Raw genomic sequence first — 16,391 nt, 5'->3', positions numbered from 1 at the left:
GCAGGGTTGGCGCGGTGGCCGAGGAGAGGAACAGAATGCTCGACGCACTCAGGCTGCAGAGGCAGCTTCTCGCGGCGGAAATGTCGCGACTCGACGAGGCCCTTGCCTGCCTCCCCCCTGTGCCCCCGCGGGCGTGGATGGGCCCGGCGCAAACGCAGTACTGGCTTCGGATGATGCTGATCAGGAGCGAGGCCAGCAAGGCCCATGCCGAACTCGGCAGAGCCGTCGCGGCGACCATCCAGGCCGAGACGACGATGGCCGGCCGTGGCTGACCCGCTCACGGTCTCTGGTGGAGGCTCCGTTGCGGTGTCAACGGGGGAGATCGGAGAACACGCCACCGCGCTTCGCCGTTTCATCTCAGCAGCGGGCACGTGTCGTCACCGCCTCGACTCCATCGACACGGTGATCAAAGAAAGCGCGATCGTTGAGCATGACGCACCGGTTTCTGCCGTGCGGGCCGAAGAGGCGATCCGAGATTCGGCGGAGGCGCTGTGGCGGGCGGAACTGCTGGCACGGTCCATCAGCGTGAAGCTCGAGGCCGCGGCATTCGGCTACGGGGTTGCGGAGCGGTTCGCCGAGAACCTGGCGCAGTCGGCGGCCGCCACACTCGCCTACCGACTGGGAACGCTGTGGCCCATCCTCGGTGTCGCGCTGATGCCCGGCGCGACCGTGATTCTCGGGAGCATCATGTTCATGCCTCGCGACGAGCGGGCAGCGCTTCTCGGCTGGTTCACGCACCGGTCGGGTGTTCTCTCCGACCCCCGGTTCGTCGATGCGGTGCGGCTCGCCGCCGAAAGTGCGGACGATGCGGGCATGGGGCTACTCAGGGTTCCCCCTCAACTGCATGCGCTCTTGGGGTCAGAGGGTCTTGGAATTCTCGGAGTCGGTACTTCGGCGGCGGTGGTGACGGGAGCAGCCCGGAGTGTGGGCGCTTTGCGAGAGACGCCGGTGCAGGTTGAAGCGCGAAAGACCACCTCCACAAGCGTGCCGAAGTCGTTTGCAGATCACGCCTCCCGAGTGCCGACGGGCGACGAACAGATTACGGTCGAGCGCTATGTAATCCCGGGCGAAGCCGACCGGTTCGTCGTCTACATCGGGGGAACGAGGGATGGCGGGCTTGAGTCAACGACCGAACCTTTTGACATGACGAGCAACCTCTCCGCAGTGGGGATGGGCGATTCCGGGTCGCTCAGAGCCGTTGAGCTGGCGCTGGCTGAAGCGGGCGTTACGGCGGAATCGCCGATCGCCTTCGTGGGGTACTCGCAGGGGGCCACCACGGCAACGGTGCACGCAGACTCCGGCAACTACAACACCGTGGGCCTGCTCACGCTGGGGAGCCCCGCGATGGACCTGCAGCGATCGGACGCGGTGCACGTGGCATTGGAGCACGACGAAGACGTGGTCACCGCCACGACCGGCTTTCACAAAAGCAACGACACCATTGTGGCGAGCCGCGCCGTCTTCGATGGTGGGCAGGTGCCCCACGGCGTACTGCCCGCCCACGACATCGGTCTTTACATCGAGACCGCAGCGCTCGTTGACGCGTCGCACGAAGCGCGACTGACGAAAGCGGAGCAGGTGTTCGCCGGGATTTCGCTCGGGGCAACGCGCGTGGAGTCAACCGACTACCGGGCAACCCGCATCCACCCCGGGAGGGCGAGTTATTAGGGGCGCTTCTCGCCACCAAACATGGGCCACAAGACGATGGAGATGAGCCAGCTGAACAGTGACAGCACGACGGCGCCCAGCACGCCCCACCAGAAACCGTCGACGACGAGTCCGAAGCCGAAAAGGCCAGAAACCCAGGCCGACAGCAGCAACATCAGGCCATTGACGATGAGGGAGATGAGGCCGAGCGTGAGGATGTAGAGCGGGAAGGCGACGATGCGGATAGCCGTGCCGACAAAACCATTCACGACCCCGAAGATGAGTGCCACCAACAAATAGGTGAGCACGGTGGCAAAGTTATCGCCGGGATCGTAGGAGACCACGCTGACGCCGGCCACGAGGAGGGTGGTGAGCCACAGGGCGAGCGCATTGATGACGAGTCGAATAAGAAAGCGGGCCATGGCACCACTATGCAGCAGACCCCGGCGTCGATCAATAAAGTGGGAAGAGTGAGCCCAGCAACCGAGCCCCCCGTGCGCATCCGTCCCGAGATTTTGCAGACTGTCGCCTATCAGCAGGGCAAGCAGGCGCCGGCGGAGGCCTTCAAGCTGTCATCCAACGAGAATCCGTACCCCACGCATCCTGCGGTCATGGCGGCGATCTCCTCCACCTCGCCCAACCGTTACCCCGATGCCCTGGCCACTGAGCTCCGAGCGCTGCTCGCCGAACGCTACGGTGTCGCCGTGGACGAGGTGCACGTCGGCGCAGGCTCGGTCTCGATCCTTGCTCAGCTGATCTCTGCGGTCGCTGGCCCCGGTGATGAGGTCCTCTTCTCGTGGCGCTCGTTCGAGGCCTACCCCGGTCTGGTCACGGTCGCCGGGGCAACGAGCGTAATGGTGCCCAATCGGGCGGATGCTGGCCACGACATCGACGCGATGATTGCGGCCGTGACTCCCCGCACGAGGGCAATAATCGTGTGCTCGCCGAACAACCCGACGGGCACCATCGTCACCCGCGCGGAGTTCGAACGGCTCATGGCTGCCGTCCCCTCCGACCTTCTCGTCATGCTCGACGAGGCCTACATCGAGTTCACGCGAGACGAGGATGCCGTGCGCGGCACGGATTACCTGGGCACGCACGCGAATCTGGTGGTGCTGCGCACCTTCTCGAAGGCATACGGGCTTGCCGGGGTTCGCATCGGCTATGCCCTCGGCAACAGCGCGATTTTGGCGGCGGCCCGCACGGCAGCCATCCCGCTCTCGGTGACCGAGGCCGCTCAGCGGGGGGCCGCGGCCGCACTGCACTATGAGGCGGAGATCATGGAGCTGGTCGACACCATCGTCGAGCGGCGCGACAGCGTGTGGCACAGCATGCGAGAGCTCGGCCTCGAGGTTCCTCAGCCGCACGGAAACTTTGTCTGGTTCGCCGCCCCTGGGCGGGCTGCGGAGGTGGCAGAGGTGTTTTTGACCCACGGAATCGTGGCTCGTGCGCTCGGCAATGACGGCGTCCGAGTGACCGTCGGCGAAGCAGAATCTGTGGATAAACTCCTAAAGGCTTCGGCTGAGGTTGTGGGCATGCTACCGACGGCGCCCCATATGACCGCGTTAGATTAGGAACTTGTCTGCGCCGCCCCGGCGCGCATCCCTCCCCCGATTCGCAAGAACAGCGAGGTCAGCACGTGGCTCAAGCCCCCACAATGGTGCAGTTGCTCTCACCAGAGGGTGTGCTTTCTCGAGACGGCGTCGCCGAGGAATATCTCACCTACATCGATGCCCTCGATGACGATCAGTTGCGCCGGTTTCACCGGGACATGGTCATTGCACGCACGTTCGATATCGAGGCAGAGAACCTGCAACGCCAGGGCAAGATGGCGCTCTGGCCACCGTGCCGAGGCCAGGAGGCCGCCCAGGTGGGTTCAGCCCACGCTGCCCGGCCGCAGGACCACATCTTTCCCTCCTATCGCGAGCATGCCGTCGGCTATGTTCGCGGCCTAGACCCCGTCAACATCGTGACGATGCTGCGCGGCAACACGCACGGCGGCTGGAACCCTGCCGAGACCGGAAACTTTCATCTCTACACGCTCGTCATCGGATCGCACACGCTGCATTCGACCGGTTACGCAATGGGTATCGCCCTCGACGGCGCGATGGGCACGGGCGACAGGGACACAGATCAGGCTGCGATCGTCTACTTCGGTGATGGGGCGACCTCGCAGGGCGATGTGAGCGAGGCATTCGTGTTCGCCGCGAGCTATCAGGCACCCCAGGTCTTCTTCTTGCAGAACAACGGGTGGGCGATCTCTGCCCCGGTTTCGGTGCAGTCGCGCACCCCGCTGGTTGAGCGTGCCGCCGGATTCGGGCTGCCCAGTGTGCAAATCGATGGCAACGATGTGCTCGCGAGCTACGCCGTCGCGGCGCATGCTCTCGACGAGGCGCGCGCGGGCAACGGCCCGCAGTTCATCGAGGCCATGACCTATCGGATGGGCGCCCACACCACATCCGACGACCCCACCAAATACCGCGAAGACGCTGAGACGGAATCGTGGATCGCCCGGGACCCGATCGCTCGGTTCGAGACGTACCTGCGGGGCCGCGGCGAGACGGACGCGTTCTTTGCCAGTGCGGCAGAAGAGGCTGCGGATGTCGCGGCCGATTTTCGCAATCGCACCCTTGCCCTGCAGAACCCCGGGATTGGCACCATGTTTGACCACGTCTATTCCGAACCACACCCCGTGATCGATGCGCAGAAGCAGTGGCTCATCGACTACGAGAACTCCTTTGGCGGTGACGCATGAGCGACCCCATCCAGGAGATGCCCTTCGCGAGGGCGCTGAATGCTGGCCTGCGCAAGGCAATGGAAGACGACCCCAAGGTTCTGCTCATGGGCGAGGACATCGGGCCGCTCGGCGGAGTCTTTCGCATCACCGAGCACCTGCAGCGCGACTTTGGCCCCCGGCGAGTCATGGACACCCCGCTCGCGGAATCCGGCATCGTCGGAACCGCGATCGGCCTGGCGATGCGCGGCTATCGCCCCGTATGCGAGATCCAGTTCGACGGATTCATCTTTCCCGGCTTCGACCAGATCACGACCCAGCTGGCCAAGCTGACAAACCGCCACGAGGGCACGATCAACATGCCCGTCGTGATCCGCGTTCCCTACGGCGGGCACATCGGCGCCGTCGAACACCATCAGGAAAGCCCCGAGGCGTATTTCGCGCACACCCCCGGTCTTCGCCTGGTGAGCCCAAGCACGCCGCATGATGCCTACTGGATGATCCAGGAGGCCATCGCATCCGATGACCCCGTGATGTTTTTCGAGCCCAAGAGTCGGTACTGGCACAAGGGGCCGGTGGACATGGCCGCGAACGTCGTGCCGCTGCACGCAAGTCGCATCGTGCGCACGGGCACCGATGTCACGGTCGTCGGCCACGGCGCCATGGTGAATGTGCTCATGCAGGCCGCCGAGCTCGCTGCGGCTGAGGGCATCAGCATCGAAGTCATCGACCTCCGCTCGCTCTCCCCCATCGACTACGACCCGATTCTCGAATCGGTTCGGCGCACGGGCCGGCTCGTTGTTGCCTCCGAGGCGCCCGGCTCGGTGAGCGTGTCGTCGGAGATTGCCGCGACGATCGCCGAGAAGGCGTTCTATTCGCTCGAATCCCCTGTGCTCAGGGTTACCGCTTTCGACACCCCGTTCCCTCCTGCAAAACTGGAGACCATCTACCTGCCCGACGCCGACCGGGTTCTGGAGGCGGTCGACAGGGCGTTGGCGTACTAGCCGCTGGCCCACCGACAGCTCAACCCTGGCACCGAGACAAGGATCATCGTGAGCAGCTCAGAATTTCTCCTCCCCGACGTGGGAGAGGGCCTCACCGAGGCCGAAATCGTGGCCTGGAAGGTCAAGGCGGGCGACACCGTCGAAATCAACCAGGTGCTGGTTGAGATAGAGACCGCCAAATCCATCGTGGAGCTGCCCTCCCCCTTTGCCGGCACCGTCGCCGCGGTCTTGGTTGAAGAGGGCCAGACGGTCGACGTTGGCACCGCCATCATCTCTGTGACGACCGACGGCGCTCCGGATGACGCGACGCCAGCTTCGCTCGGCTCGGCCGCCCCCGGCAACGGTCCGGGTGCGCAGATCATCGCCGACACCGCGGATTCGATCGCGCACGAGAGCGGCGCCGCCGAGGAGCAGCCCGGAGCCGTTCTCGTGGGCTACGGCATCAAGGGATCCGTGCCATCACGCCGCCGTCAGCGCGAAGGCGCCGGCCCGGTGGCGAACGATGCGCCACCTGCCGCTGCGGCACAGACGGCAAGCCGACCTCCTATGGTGCCGGCGGCATCCGCTGGCCCCGTCGTGGCCAAGCCGCCGATTCGCAAGCTCGCCAAGGATCTCGGTGTCGACCTGACTCTGGTGAACCCCACGGGACTTGCGGGGGAGATTACGCGCGAGGACGTTGTGCGCGAAGCATCGCAGGCGAGCGTGTTCCGCAACATTCAGACCCCAGCGTGGGGCGAGGAGCGCGAGGAGTACATTCCCGTCAAGGGTGTGCGCAAGGCGATCGCGTCGAGCATGGCCAAGAGCGCTTTTACGGCTCCGCACGTTGGCCTCTTCGTGGATGTTGATGCAACTCGCACGATGGAGTTCGTCAAGCGCCTCAAGGCGTCGCCCGACTTCGCGGGGGTGAAGGTTTCGCCCATGCTCATCATGGCTAAGGCCATGATCTGGGCGGTTCGCCGCAACCCCACCGTGAACTCCACGTGGACCGACGAGCAGATCATCGTGCACCACTACGTGAACTTCGGCTTTGCCGCTGCTACCCCGCGCGGACTTGTTGTGCCCAACATCAAGGATGCGCAGGAGCTGTCGCTGCGTGAGCTCGCTCAGGCGATCGAGAATATGACCAATGTGGCTCGCGATGGCAAGCTGCAGCCCGCCGACATGGCGAACGGCACGATCACTGTGACGAACATTGGCGTCTTTGGCATGGACACGGGAACCCCAATTTTGAACCCGGGTGAGGTGGGTATTGTCGCCCTGGGCACGATCAAACAGAAGCCCTGGGTCGTGGATGGCGAGGTTCGCCCGCGCTTTGTGACGACGCTCGGCGCGAGCTTTGATCATCGCGTTGTGGATGGGGATGTTGCAAGCCGCTTCTTGGCGGACGTTGCGAGCGTCATCGAGGAGCCTGCGCTTCTGCTCGACTGAATGGGCCGCGCTCCCTATTGAGAACCATTTTGACAACGGTTATCAATAACGTTTAGCCTGGGTACTCGGCCGAATCGCGCCGAAAAACCTGAGATAGACAAGGTAACCCCTCTGTGAAGGGCACCACCAACACCCGAACCACTCTCGTCGCCATCACCCTCACCGCGGCGGCGGGCCTCGCCCTCGCGGGCTGTGCTCCCGCGCAGACCGACGCTGCTGATGCGCTCACGATCGTGGCGTCCACCAATGTGTATGGCGACATCGCCGCGAGCATCGCGGGAGACCGCGCGACCGTCACGAGCATCATCACGGGCACGGCGCAAGACCCCCATAGCTACGAGGCCACCGCCCGCGACCAGCTCGCGCTCTCTCGCGCCGACCTCATCATCGAAAACGGCGGGGGTTTTGATCCGTTCATCGACACGCTTCTTGCCGGGCTCGACTCGAGCGCTCCCGTGCTCACGGCCACCGAGATCTCTGGCCTATTCGATGAGCACGGCCACGGCGATGCCGATGCCGATGGCCACGGCGACACCGACGATCATGATCACTCTGCCGAATCCGAGGAAGCTCACGACGACCATGAGGGCCACGATCACTCCGACGGCGTCAACGAGCACGTCTGGTACAGCTTCGAGGCAATGGACGCTCTCGCGGCGGAGATCGCACACACCCTAGAGGAGATTGACCCCGACGGTGCGGACGAATACGCCGCGAACTATGCCGAATTTTCCGCGGAAATCGGCGGCTTGCTCGAGCGTGCCCACGAGATCGGAGCTGCCCACGCGGGAGCTGCCGTTGCCGTCACCGAGGCCGCGCCTCTCCTGTTGTTCAACGAGATTGGGCTTGTCAACGAGACCCCCGCAGAGTTCAGCACCGCCGTCGAAAACGGCACGGATGTTGCGCCGGCCGTGCTGCTGCAGATGAGGTCGCTCATCGAGTCGGGCGAGGTCGCTCTGTTGGCCTACAACGAGCAGACGTCGGGGGTAGAAACCGAGCAGCTGGTATCGCTGGCCCGCGACTCCGGCGTTGCCGTCGTTGCCATCGCCGAAACCATCCCGGATGGCCTGAACTACGTTTCGTGGATGGATGAGAACCTCGAGAACATCGAGGCGGCACTTGGCTGAGTCCACGCATTCCCCGACCGTCGACAAGCGCACGGTGCTGCGCCTGCGCTCCGCGACTCTCGCCTACGGCGACAGGGTGCTGTGGAAGAACCTGAACCTGCAAGTCAAGGCCGGCGAATTCATCGCCGTTCTTGGCCCCAATGGCACGGGAAAGACGAGCCTGCTGCGCGCCATCCTGGGGCAGCAGCGGCTTACCTCCGGCACTGTTGAACTGCTCGGAGAGCCCGTGCGGCATGGCAGTCGGTCAATCGGGTACATCCCGCAGCAGAAGCTCATCGAGCAGGGCACGCCCCTCCGCGCAAAGGACCTCGTCACGCTCGGGGTTACGGGGCACCGATGGGGGTTGCCGTTTACCCCCAAGGCAGTGCGCCAGCATGTCGACGAGGTCATCGCGAGCGTGGGGGCCACGGCCTTCGCCAATGTGCCTGTCGCCACGCTCTCGGGCGGGGAGCAGCAGCGCATTCGCGTTGGTCAGGCCATCGCATCAAATCCGGCCCTCTTGCTGTGTGATGAACCGCTGAGCTCGCTCGACCTCAATCATCAGCGGGTGGTGAGCGACCTTATCGACGACCGTCGACGGGCGCTGGATGCCGCCGTGGTGTTTGTGACCCACGACGTGAACCCGATTCTCGACAAGGTTGACAGGGTGCTCTACCTCGCTGGCGGCCGGTTCCGCATCGGTACGCCCGATGAGGTTCTGCGCTCGGAGGTGCTCTCGTATATGTATGGCACCCCGATTGAGGTAATCCGCACGCGAGGTCGGGTCGCCGTGCTCGGAGCGCCGGAGGGGTACGGCGTGCACAATCACCTCGAACACCACGTCGACGAGGGGAGGCATCGCTGATGGACTTCTGGTCGACGCTGTTCAACTTCTCTGACTACGGAGAGCTGCTCTATCTAGTGCGCAACTCCCTGATCGCCGGTGCTGTGCTCGGCGTCGTCGGCGGCCTTATTGGGCCGTTCGTGATGAGCCGCGACCTCGCCTTCGCCGTGCACGGCATAAGCGAGCTCTCCTTCGCCGGCGCCGCTGCGGCGCTGCTGTTTGGCGTCAACGTCGTGGCGGGATCCATCGGCGGATCACTTGCCGCAGCGCTCATCATCGGCCTGCTCGGCAACCGAGCACGAGAGCGCAACTCCATCGTCGGCGTGCTGATGCCCTTCGGTCTCGGCCTCGGCATACTGTTTCTTGCCCTCTACCCGGGCCGCACCGCCAACAAGTTCGGCCTTCTCACGGGCCAGATCGTCTCGGTCGACAACCCGCAGCTCGGGTTGCTCGTGGTCATCGCCGCGATCGTGATCGCGGGATTGGTCATCATGTGGCGGCCGCTCACCTTCGCCAGCGTCGACCCGGATGTTGCGCGCGCCCGCGCGGTGCCCGTCACGGCGATCTCGATCGTCTTCATGGTGCTGCTGGGTCTTGCGACGGCCATCAGCATCCAGATCGTCGGAGCCCTCCTTGTGCTGGCCCTGCTGGTGACGCCCGCCGCCGCTGCGATGCGGGTGACGTCCTCTCCCCTGCTCACGCCCGTTCTGAGCGTGATTTTTGCGGTGGTTTCGGTGGTGGGCGGCATCATGCTGTCGCTCGGGGGAGCGCTGCCGATTAGCCCCTTTGTCACCACGATCTCGTTCGCCATCTATGTCGCCTGTCGCATCATCGGCTGGTACCGCGATAGCCGCGGATTGGGCGCGCGGGCGGCACGCAAGCCTTCGGCGCCAACGGCCCCTGTTACGGCGGTGTCATGACCAAGCGAAATACCTGGCAGAGGGAGGCCGTGCGAGTCGCTCTGGCCAACAACGACGGTTTCGTGAGTGCCCAGAACCTGCACGGCGCTCTGCTCGAATCGGGCACGGCGTTGGGGCTGGCGACGGTCTATCGCTCCCTCGCGAGCCTCGTGGCCGATGGCTCTGCCGACGTTCTGCAGCGGGATGGCGAGAGTCTCTACCGCGCGTGCACTCTGGGCAAGCACCACCATCACCTCATCTGCCGCAGTTGCGGCATGACGGTAGAAATCCAGGCGGATGCCGTGGAGCGATGGGCGCAGACCGTGGCCGCAGAGCACGGCTTCACCCGCCCGGAGCACGTCGTCGACGTGTTCGGCCTGTGTGCGGAGTGCAGCGCCGCGGGCTAACGTGGCCCGAAGTTGCCGTGATCGCGGCGATCACGTAGTGTTGAACGTTGCGTGGCGGTATCTCCGCTCGCTTGTACACAATCCCTTCTCCAGAAATGCAGAGGGGTCACGTGTGCCGACAAGAGATCTTGGGTAAGGCAGACCGCCTTACGGTATTGAGAAAGAGGACACCCATGGCAGCAACCTGCCAGGTGACCGGAGCCATTCCCGGCTTTGGGCACAACATTTCACACTCGCACCGCCGCACGAAGCGCCGCTTCGACCCGAACGTGCAGAAGAAGACGTATTACGTTCCCTCGCTTCGCCGCAAGGTGACCTTGACGCTCAGCGCCAAGGGCATCAAGGTGATTGACGCTCGGGGCATCGAGTCGGTCGTTAAGGACCTGCTCGCACGTGGGGAGAAGATCTAATGGCTAAGCAGCAGGACGTTCGTCCGATCATCAAGCTCCGCTCCACCGCTGGCACTGGGTACACGTATGTGACCCGCAAGAACCGCCGCAACAACCCCGACCGTCTTGTGCTGAAGAAGTATGACCCCGTCATCCGCCAGCACGTCGAATTCCGCGAGGAGCGCTAACCATGGCGAAGAAGAGCATGATTGCCAAGAACGAGCAGCGCAAGGTTATCGTCGCGCGCTACGCCGAGAAGCGCGCTGCGCTCAAGAAGGCACTCGTTGACCCCAACTCGACCGACGAGCAGCGCGAAGAGGCCCGCCTGGGCCTCCAGAAGCTGCCCCGCAACGCTTCGCCGGTGCGCGTTCGTGGCCGTGACGCGATCGACGGACGCCCCCGCGGCTTCCTGAGCGAGTTCGGAATCTCCCGTGTTCGCTTCCGCGACATGGCACACCGGGGCGAATTGCCCGGAATTACCAAGTCAAGCTGGTAAGTTCGGGCAGGAAAACAAGGCCATCCGGTCTGACGTTCCATGCCAACTAATCGAGATACAACGACTGTTCTCATGAGCAGCCATGTTTGTACTGCAGAGCACAACGTCCTGAGGAGGACTCTAAATGGCTGACAAGTCACTCAACCGCACCGAGCTCGTCGCTGCTGTCGCAGCTGCCTCCGGCCAGAGCCAGGCCGCCGTCAACTCGACGCTCGACGCCCTCTTCTCCACTGTTGCCGAAGAGGTCGGCAAGGGCACGAAGATCACCATCCCCGGATGGCTTTCCTTCGAGCGCACCCACCGTGCCGCCCGTGCGGGCCGCAACCCCTCCACCGGTGAGGCGATTCAGATCGCTGCCGGCTACGGCGTTAAGGTCAGCGCTGGCAGCAAGCTCAAGGCTGCAGCCAAGTAGCATCTGCTTCTCAGTCAAAGGCGTCCACCGAAAGGGGGGCGCCTTTGGTGCTTAACGGGGCTCGTGTGAGCCCTCGGCTGAGCCATCGCGTGCCGTGCGCTCTCGCAGCTCGCGACCCTGCTCGATCAGTGCCTGATCCTTCTCCTCATTCTTCTCAATCTGCCGGGTGTCCCTCGGCGGCAATTGGATGGCCTCCTCGGCCTCGATGCCGCCCTGCAGTTCGCGCCCTCGTTCGAGCTCGGCGTCGAACTCGGCCCCGAACAGCAGCGCCAGATTCACGATCCAGAGCCAGAGGAGCAGCACGATGACCCCGCCGATGCTGCCGTAGGTGGCGTTGTAGTTGGCGAAGTTTGAGACGTAGAAGAAAAAGCCGAGCGAGGCGAGCGCCAGCACGATGAGGCCGACGAGGGCACCGGGGCTGATCCACCGGAACTTGGGCTGCTTCACGTTGGGAGTCGAGTGATACAGCACGGCGACAAGCAGCACCGCAAAGGCAACGACGACGGGCCACTTGACGATGTTCCATACGGTGACGACGGCGGCACTCAGCCCTAGGGCCTCCCCGATCGCGTCGGCAACGGGTCCGGAGAGCAACAGCAGCACGACCATGATGATGGCGATGACGAGCAGGACAACGGTGATGATGAGCATTATCGGCCGCAGTTTCCAGATCGGCCGACCCTCCTCGACCTCGTAGACACCGTTCATCGCCACAGAGAAGGCGGTGACATAGCCGGAGGCAGACCAGAGCGCGCCACCGAGGCCGACGACGAAGGCGAAGCCGGCCGCTGGCGCGTCTACAAGTTGGGTCAGCGGACCCCTGAGGGTGTCGACCACGGACTGGTCCGCCACCGTGGCGAGCGACGCTAGCAGAGCATCCACCGTCTGCTCCCCCTGCCCAAACAGCCCGAGCGTCGACACGAGTGCGAGCAGAGCGGGGAACATCGCCAGCAGGGCGTAATAGGTGAGGCCAGCGGCCAAGTGCGTGCAGTGATCCTGCGAGAACTCCCGCAGGGTCCGCTTGAAGACATATCCCCATGCGGGTCGAGCAACATCTGTCGGGCCGTCGGGCTTGCGTGAATCGTCGGGCGGAGGGGCGTGTTTTTTATTCCGGGACGCCGTGCGCGATTCTTTCGGCGCCGCCGATTCATGTGTTCTGGCCATCGGATGCCTCCTAGGTTGCTTCACTCAGCGTCGGAAGTAGACCGGCGTGTCTCGGCATGGTGCGCCACTCAAACTGAAATTTCAAGGGTTTGAATACGCCAGTGGGAGGCGGGAAGCATTGATCGCGACCGAAGCGCCACCGAAGCCAGAACGAGAGCATCGCACTGTGAGCGAAGGACGGACATCGTGAGTACAGATATTGGATCGGCTACTACAGGACAGGTTGGACAGGAGCAACAGGGCTCAGGAGCCGCTAGTGCGGCAAAGACCGAGGCCGCTGGCGTCGCAGCCCACGTGGGAGAGGCGAGCGGCAGGGTCGCAGGGACCGCCAAGGACGAGGCGGCCAATGTAGCCAAGGAGGTCGGAAGCCAAGCGAAGAGTTTGCTGGGCGAGGCACGATCCCAGGCGGTCAACCAGGCATCGGAGCAGCAGGCCAGAGTGGCCTCGGGCCTCAGGTCGATCAGCGACGAGTTCTCGGCAATGGCCAGCGACCGCGAGGACTCCGGCGTCGCGGGCCAGCTCGTGGGCCAGGCGGGCAGCAGAGCCGCGCGGGTCGCGGACTGGCTAGAAGCCCGCGAGCCGGGTGACCTGATTGACGAGGTCAAGGAGTACGCGCGCCGCAAGCCCGGCGTCTTCATCGCCGTGGCGGCGATCGCGGGCGTGGCCGCTGGCCGCCTCACCAAGGCGGTTATGTCGTCGGATTCCGGCTCAGACCAAGGCAGCGCGCAGAATGCGTCCCCCACCACTACCACTCGACCCGGCGCGAACTCCTTCGGCGAAGCTGACCAGCAAGCCTCTGGGCAGGGAGCCTCTGGGCAGTCATCGTCGGCGCAGGACGCGTCGGGTCGGGCATCATCGGGCCAGGGTGAACCGGGCCAGGCATCATCGGGCGACTATGGCGCTGCCGTGCCGGGAACCGTGCCCGGTGCCTCGGCGGGCGCACCGAGAGGTACGGAGACGACACCATGACCAACACAGATCCCGGGTGGAAGGAAGAAGCAGGGCCGCGTTCGACGGCTGCTGAGCCACCCAAACAATCGCTCGGAGACCTCATCAGCGAGGTCACCCGTGACTTCTCCACCCTCATGCGACAGGAGCTTGAGCTTGCTAAAGCGGAGTTCCGTGAAAGCGCCAAGCGCGGAGGCAAGGGTGCCGGCATGCTCGGCGGTGCAGGCATAGCGGGCAACCTCGCGCTCGTGTTTCTTTCCATCGCTGTGTGGTGGGCCCTGGGAGAGCTGATTGGCAACGGATGGTCCGCGCTGATCGTTGCCGCGGTCTGGGGCATCATTGCCGCCATTCTCGCCGCTGTGGGCCGCAAGGAGCTCAAGTCGATGCGCGGGATGCCGCAGACGGTGCAGACCATGAAGAACATTCCAGAAACACTGAAACCGAACGGGGAAAACTCATGACCACCACCAACGACCCTGATGCCATCCGGGACGATATCGAGCGGACGAGGAGCGAGCTGGGCAGCGACGTTGATGCGCTCGCCGACAAGGTGACGCCGTCAAAGATCGTCGGCCGCCAGACCGACAAGGTGAGGGCGGCAGTCGGCGGAGTACGCGACCGGGTTTTCGGAGTCGCCCAGGATGCTCGTCACAGCGCGAGCGGTTCGATGCATGACCTGGGAGAGGGCGCTTCGCAGTTGCCGCAGAAGGCCCAGAAGGTGGCGGAGGGAAACCCTCTCGCTGTTGGTCTGATCGCTTTCGGAGTCGGCTGGCTCGCCTCCTCACTTATCCCCGCGAGCGACAAGGAATCCCAGCTGGGAGGCATGATCAAGGAGAAGGCGGAGCCGCTCGTTGGCGAGGCCAAAGATGCCGCGAAAGCGGTCGCCGAGGATATGAAGGAGCCGGCGAAGCAGGCTGCGGATGCCCTCAAAGAGACCGCGAGCGAGGCAATGGGTCACGTCAAGGACGAGGCGACCGGCGCTGCGTCGGAGGTCAAGGAGCACGGCACGTCTGCAGCCCAGCACGTGAAGGAGCAGGGAACCCAGCCCTAGGGCATTTTCCCTTGCGCGCTCACCTAGGCTTGATAGGTGATCAGGCTTGTACGCGTCGTCGGCCCAGCCGTCCTCATCGCCGTTGCCTTTGCGGCCATGTTTATGGCCCTTGCCTTCGGCGGTGGGGCGGATGCTCCGCCGATCAGTGACCCGGGCGAGGCAGTCCGTTACGGACTGCCCGCGGCGAAGCTCCTTGTCAACCTGGGGGCATCAGTTGCCATCGGGGCGCTGGTGCTCGCCAGTTTCGCGCTCACGCGCGATGAGCCAGCGTGGAACACCACGATCGACATCGCGTCGGCGGGTGCTGCAGTGTGGGCCGTTGCCTCGGCCGCGACGGGCTTTCTGACCTTTCTCAACGTCTATCAGCAGCCGATCTCAACCGACCCCGCGTTCGGGCGGGTGCTGAGCCAGTTCATTACGGGCACTGAGCTGGGCATGGCCTGGCTGATCACGGTGCTCATCGCCGCGGCCGTCACCGCCCTGTGCTTCGCCGTGCGGCATCCCACCGCCGTGGCCTTCGTCACGGTGTTGGCGGTTGCCGGACTCGTGCCGATGGCCACACAGGGTCATGCCGCGGGGACGGCAGGGCACGCCGCCGCCGTCAACGCGCTCGGGCTTCACCTCGTGTTCGCAGCCGTGTGGCTTGGCGGTCTGGTCACGATGACCATCCTGCAGCGCCGCCTCGACGACAAGCGCCTTGTCACGGTGTTGTCGCGCTATTCGACAATCGCGTTGCTGTGCTTTGTGCTCGTGGCAATCTCGGGTTACGTCAGCGCCGCGCTTCGCGTCGGGGAGTTTGACGCCCTCTTCACCCCCTACGGCGTGCTGGTGATCGTGAAGGTGCTCGCGCTGTTGGCGCTCGGCCTTATCGGCATGGTGCATCGACGCTGGATCATCGCGCGGCTTGCCTCCGGAGCATCCAGGGGCCTGTTCTGGTGGCTTGTCGTGGCGGAACTGGGCTTTATGGGGATCGCCTCTGGGGTCGCCGCTGCGCTGGCGCGCACGGCCACACCGGTCGCAGAGGAGATCGTGGTCTTCACGCCCGCAACGATGCTCACGGGCGAGCCGTTGCCGAGCCCTCTCACGGCGATGAGCTTTCTCACGGAGTGGAAGTTCGACGTGCTGTGGACCATGGTGTGCGTGATGCTCGCCTTCTTCTACCTTGCCGGCGTGTGGCGTCTGCGCCGCAGAGGAGACAAGTGGCCAGTGCTGCGCACGGTCAGCTGGCTCGCGGGGCTCGCGCTGCTCTTCTACGTGACCAACGGCGCTCCGAACGTGTACGAGAAGTACCTGTTCAGCGTGCACATGCTCGGCCACATGGTGCTCACGATGATGATTCCGGTGCTGCTGGTGCCCGGTGCCCCGATCACCCTGGCGATGCGTGCCATCCGCAAGCGCACCGATGGCAGTCGCGGCGTGCGCGAGTGGCTGCTGTGGGCGGTGCAGTCGCGGTATGCCGCCTTCTTGACCAATCCGATCGTGGCCGCCGTACTCTTCGCCGGCTCGCTCTGGCTCTTCTACTACTCCCCCCTGTTCCGCTGGGCCACGACCGAGCACCTCGGTCACCAGTGGATGATCGTGCACTTCTTGCTCACGGGATACCTCTTCGTCATGGTGCTCATTGGGGTCGACCCCATGCCGCACAGGGCGCCGTACCCGATGCGGTTGCTGCTGCTGCTGGCAACGATGGCCTTTCACGCCTTCTTCGGGCTCGGCATCATGATGGGCACCGGCCTGCTTCTCGCCGACTGGTATGGCGCTATGGGCTGGGGAACGGATGCCCTGGTCGATCAACAGACCGGCGGCGGAATCGCCTGGAGCGTCGGGGAGATCCCCACGATCATCTTGGCCATCACGGTGGC

20 protein-coding genes are annotated in these 16,391 nt (G+C 64.4%); 18 read left to right on the top strand and 2 right to left on the bottom strand.

Annotated features, from left to right (window positions below; genetic code table 11):
• Window positions 1-35 precede the first annotated feature (35 nt).
• Complete coding sequence (locus AC062T_RS02230; RefSeq protein ID WP_476026996.1) at window positions 36-272, top strand: hypothetical protein; 237 nt, start codon at window positions 36-38, stop codon at window positions 270-272.
• On the top strand, window positions 265-1,668 hold the full coding sequence (locus AC062T_RS02225) for a hypothetical protein (protein WP_476026994.1): 1,404 nt from the start codon (window positions 265-267) through the stop codon (window positions 1,666-1,668). Before AC062T_RS02230 ends, AC062T_RS02225 begins: the two co-directional genes overlap by 8 nt.
• Here AC062T_RS02225 and AC062T_RS02220 read toward each other — a convergent pair.
• Window positions 1,665-2,069 (bottom strand): phage holin family protein, encoded by a 405-nt coding sequence (locus tag AC062T_RS02220; RefSeq protein WP_476026992.1) that lies wholly within the window; start codon window positions 2,067-2,069, stop codon window positions 1,665-1,667. The two genes, AC062T_RS02225 and AC062T_RS02220, sit on opposite strands and share 4 nt — an antisense overlap.
• Window positions 2,070-2,078: 9 nt before the next feature.
• Between AC062T_RS02220 and AC062T_RS02215 the strand changes: the two genes are divergently transcribed.
• The 12 genes from AC062T_RS02215 to AC062T_RS02160 all read left to right on the top strand — a co-directional run bounded on the left by AC062T_RS02215 (window position 2,079) and on the right by AC062T_RS02160 (window position 11,366).
• On the top strand, window positions 2,079-3,221 hold the full coding sequence (locus AC062T_RS02215) for a histidinol-phosphate transaminase (RefSeq protein WP_476026990.1): 1,143 nt from the start codon (window positions 2,079-2,081) through the stop codon (window positions 3,219-3,221).
• 65 nt (window positions 3,222-3,286) lie between these two features.
• Window positions 3,287-4,402 (top strand): thiamine pyrophosphate-dependent dehydrogenase E1 component subunit alpha, encoded by a 1,116-nt coding sequence (locus AC062T_RS02210; protein ID WP_476026988.1) that lies wholly within the window; start codon window positions 3,287-3,289, stop codon window positions 4,400-4,402.
• Complete coding sequence (locus tag AC062T_RS02205; RefSeq protein WP_476026986.1) at window positions 4,399-5,385, top strand: alpha-ketoacid dehydrogenase subunit beta; 987 nt, start codon at window positions 4,399-4,401, stop codon at window positions 5,383-5,385. Before AC062T_RS02210 ends, AC062T_RS02205 begins: the two co-directional genes overlap by 4 nt.
• Window positions 5,386-5,433: 48 nt before the next feature.
• Complete coding sequence (locus AC062T_RS02200) at window positions 5,434-6,813, top strand: dihydrolipoamide acetyltransferase family protein (protein ID WP_476026984.1); 1,380 nt, start codon at window positions 5,434-5,436, stop codon at window positions 6,811-6,813.
• Window positions 6,814-6,926: 113 nt separating this feature from the next.
• Window positions 6,927-7,940 carry a metal ABC transporter solute-binding protein, Zn/Mn family gene (locus tag AC062T_RS02195; RefSeq protein ID WP_476026983.1) on the top strand — a complete coding sequence of 338 codons (1,014 nt, stop codon included), beginning with the start codon at window positions 6,927-6,929 and terminating at the stop codon, window positions 7,938-7,940.
• Window positions 7,903-8,784 carry a metal ABC transporter ATP-binding protein gene (locus tag AC062T_RS02190; RefSeq protein WP_476026981.1) on the top strand — a complete coding sequence of 294 codons (882 nt, stop codon included), beginning with the start codon at window positions 7,903-7,905 and terminating at the stop codon, window positions 8,782-8,784. The genes AC062T_RS02195 and AC062T_RS02190 overlap by 38 nt, the downstream gene beginning before the upstream one ends.
• Window positions 8,784-9,683: a metal ABC transporter permease gene (locus AC062T_RS02185; protein WP_476026979.1), complete on the top strand. Its 900-nt coding sequence runs from the start codon at window positions 8,784-8,786 to the stop codon at window positions 9,681-9,683. The genes AC062T_RS02190 and AC062T_RS02185 overlap by 1 nt, the downstream gene beginning before the upstream one ends.
• Window positions 9,680-10,069 (top strand): Fur family transcriptional regulator, encoded by a 390-nt coding sequence (locus AC062T_RS02180; protein ID WP_108518568.1) that lies wholly within the window; start codon window positions 9,680-9,682, stop codon window positions 10,067-10,069. The genes AC062T_RS02185 and AC062T_RS02180 overlap by 4 nt, the downstream gene beginning before the upstream one ends.
• 173 nt (window positions 10,070-10,242) lie before the next feature.
• The gene (gene rpmB, locus AC062T_RS02175; protein WP_108518567.1) at window positions 10,243-10,479 is read left to right on the top strand and encodes a 50S ribosomal protein L28; all 237 of its coding nucleotides are present in this window, start codon (window positions 10,243-10,245) and stop codon (window positions 10,477-10,479) included.
• Window positions 10,479-10,646: a 50S ribosomal protein L33 gene (gene rpmG / locus AC062T_RS02170; protein ID WP_108518565.1), complete on the top strand. Its 168-nt coding sequence runs from the start codon at window positions 10,479-10,481 to the stop codon at window positions 10,644-10,646. The genes rpmB and rpmG overlap by 1 nt, the downstream gene beginning before the upstream one ends.
• Window positions 10,647-10,648: 2 nt before the next feature.
• Window positions 10,649-10,954 carry a 30S ribosomal protein S14 gene (gene rpsN, locus AC062T_RS02165; RefSeq protein ID WP_108518563.1) on the top strand — a complete coding sequence of 102 codons (306 nt, stop codon included), beginning with the start codon at window positions 10,649-10,651 and terminating at the stop codon, window positions 10,952-10,954.
• 124 nt (window positions 10,955-11,078) lie between these two features.
• On the top strand, window positions 11,079-11,366 hold the full coding sequence (locus tag AC062T_RS02160) for an HU family DNA-binding protein (RefSeq protein ID WP_108518561.1): 288 nt from the start codon (window positions 11,079-11,081) through the stop codon (window positions 11,364-11,366).
• Between the two features lie 51 nt (window positions 11,367-11,417).
• Here AC062T_RS02160 and AC062T_RS02155 read toward each other — a convergent pair whose 3' ends face one another.
• Window positions 11,418-12,530, bottom strand: a complete 1,113-nt coding sequence (locus tag AC062T_RS02155; protein WP_476026976.1) for a YihY/virulence factor BrkB family protein — start codon at window positions 12,528-12,530, stop codon at window positions 11,418-11,420.
• A gap of 186 nt (window positions 12,531-12,716) precedes the next feature.
• On the opposite strand from AC062T_RS02155, the gene AC062T_RS02150 reads away from it, so the two are divergent.
• The 4 genes from AC062T_RS02150 to AC062T_RS02135 all read left to right on the top strand — a co-directional run.
• The gene (locus tag AC062T_RS02150) at window positions 12,717-13,499 is read left to right on the top strand and encodes a hypothetical protein (RefSeq protein ID WP_476026974.1); all 783 of its coding nucleotides are present in this window, start codon (window positions 12,717-12,719) and stop codon (window positions 13,497-13,499) included.
• Window positions 13,496-13,939 (top strand): phage holin family protein, encoded by a 444-nt coding sequence (locus AC062T_RS02145; RefSeq protein ID WP_476026972.1) that lies wholly within the window; start codon window positions 13,496-13,498, stop codon window positions 13,937-13,939. Before AC062T_RS02150 ends, AC062T_RS02145 begins: the two co-directional genes overlap by 4 nt.
• On the top strand, window positions 13,936-14,529 hold the full coding sequence (locus AC062T_RS02140) for a DUF3618 domain-containing protein (protein ID WP_476026970.1): 594 nt from the start codon (window positions 13,936-13,938) through the stop codon (window positions 14,527-14,529). Before AC062T_RS02145 ends, AC062T_RS02140 begins: the two co-directional genes overlap by 4 nt.
• Window positions 14,530-14,565: 36 nt before the next feature.
• Window positions 14,566-16,391: bifunctional copper resistance protein CopD/cytochrome c oxidase assembly protein (locus tag AC062T_RS02135; RefSeq protein WP_476026968.1), on the top strand; the 1,826-nt coding region annotated here is incomplete at its 3' end.

Source organism: Homoserinimonas sp. (assembly GCF_056262345.1).
Note: the sequence above shows the minus strand (reverse complement) of the source record. Positions and strands in the feature narration are given on the sequence as shown.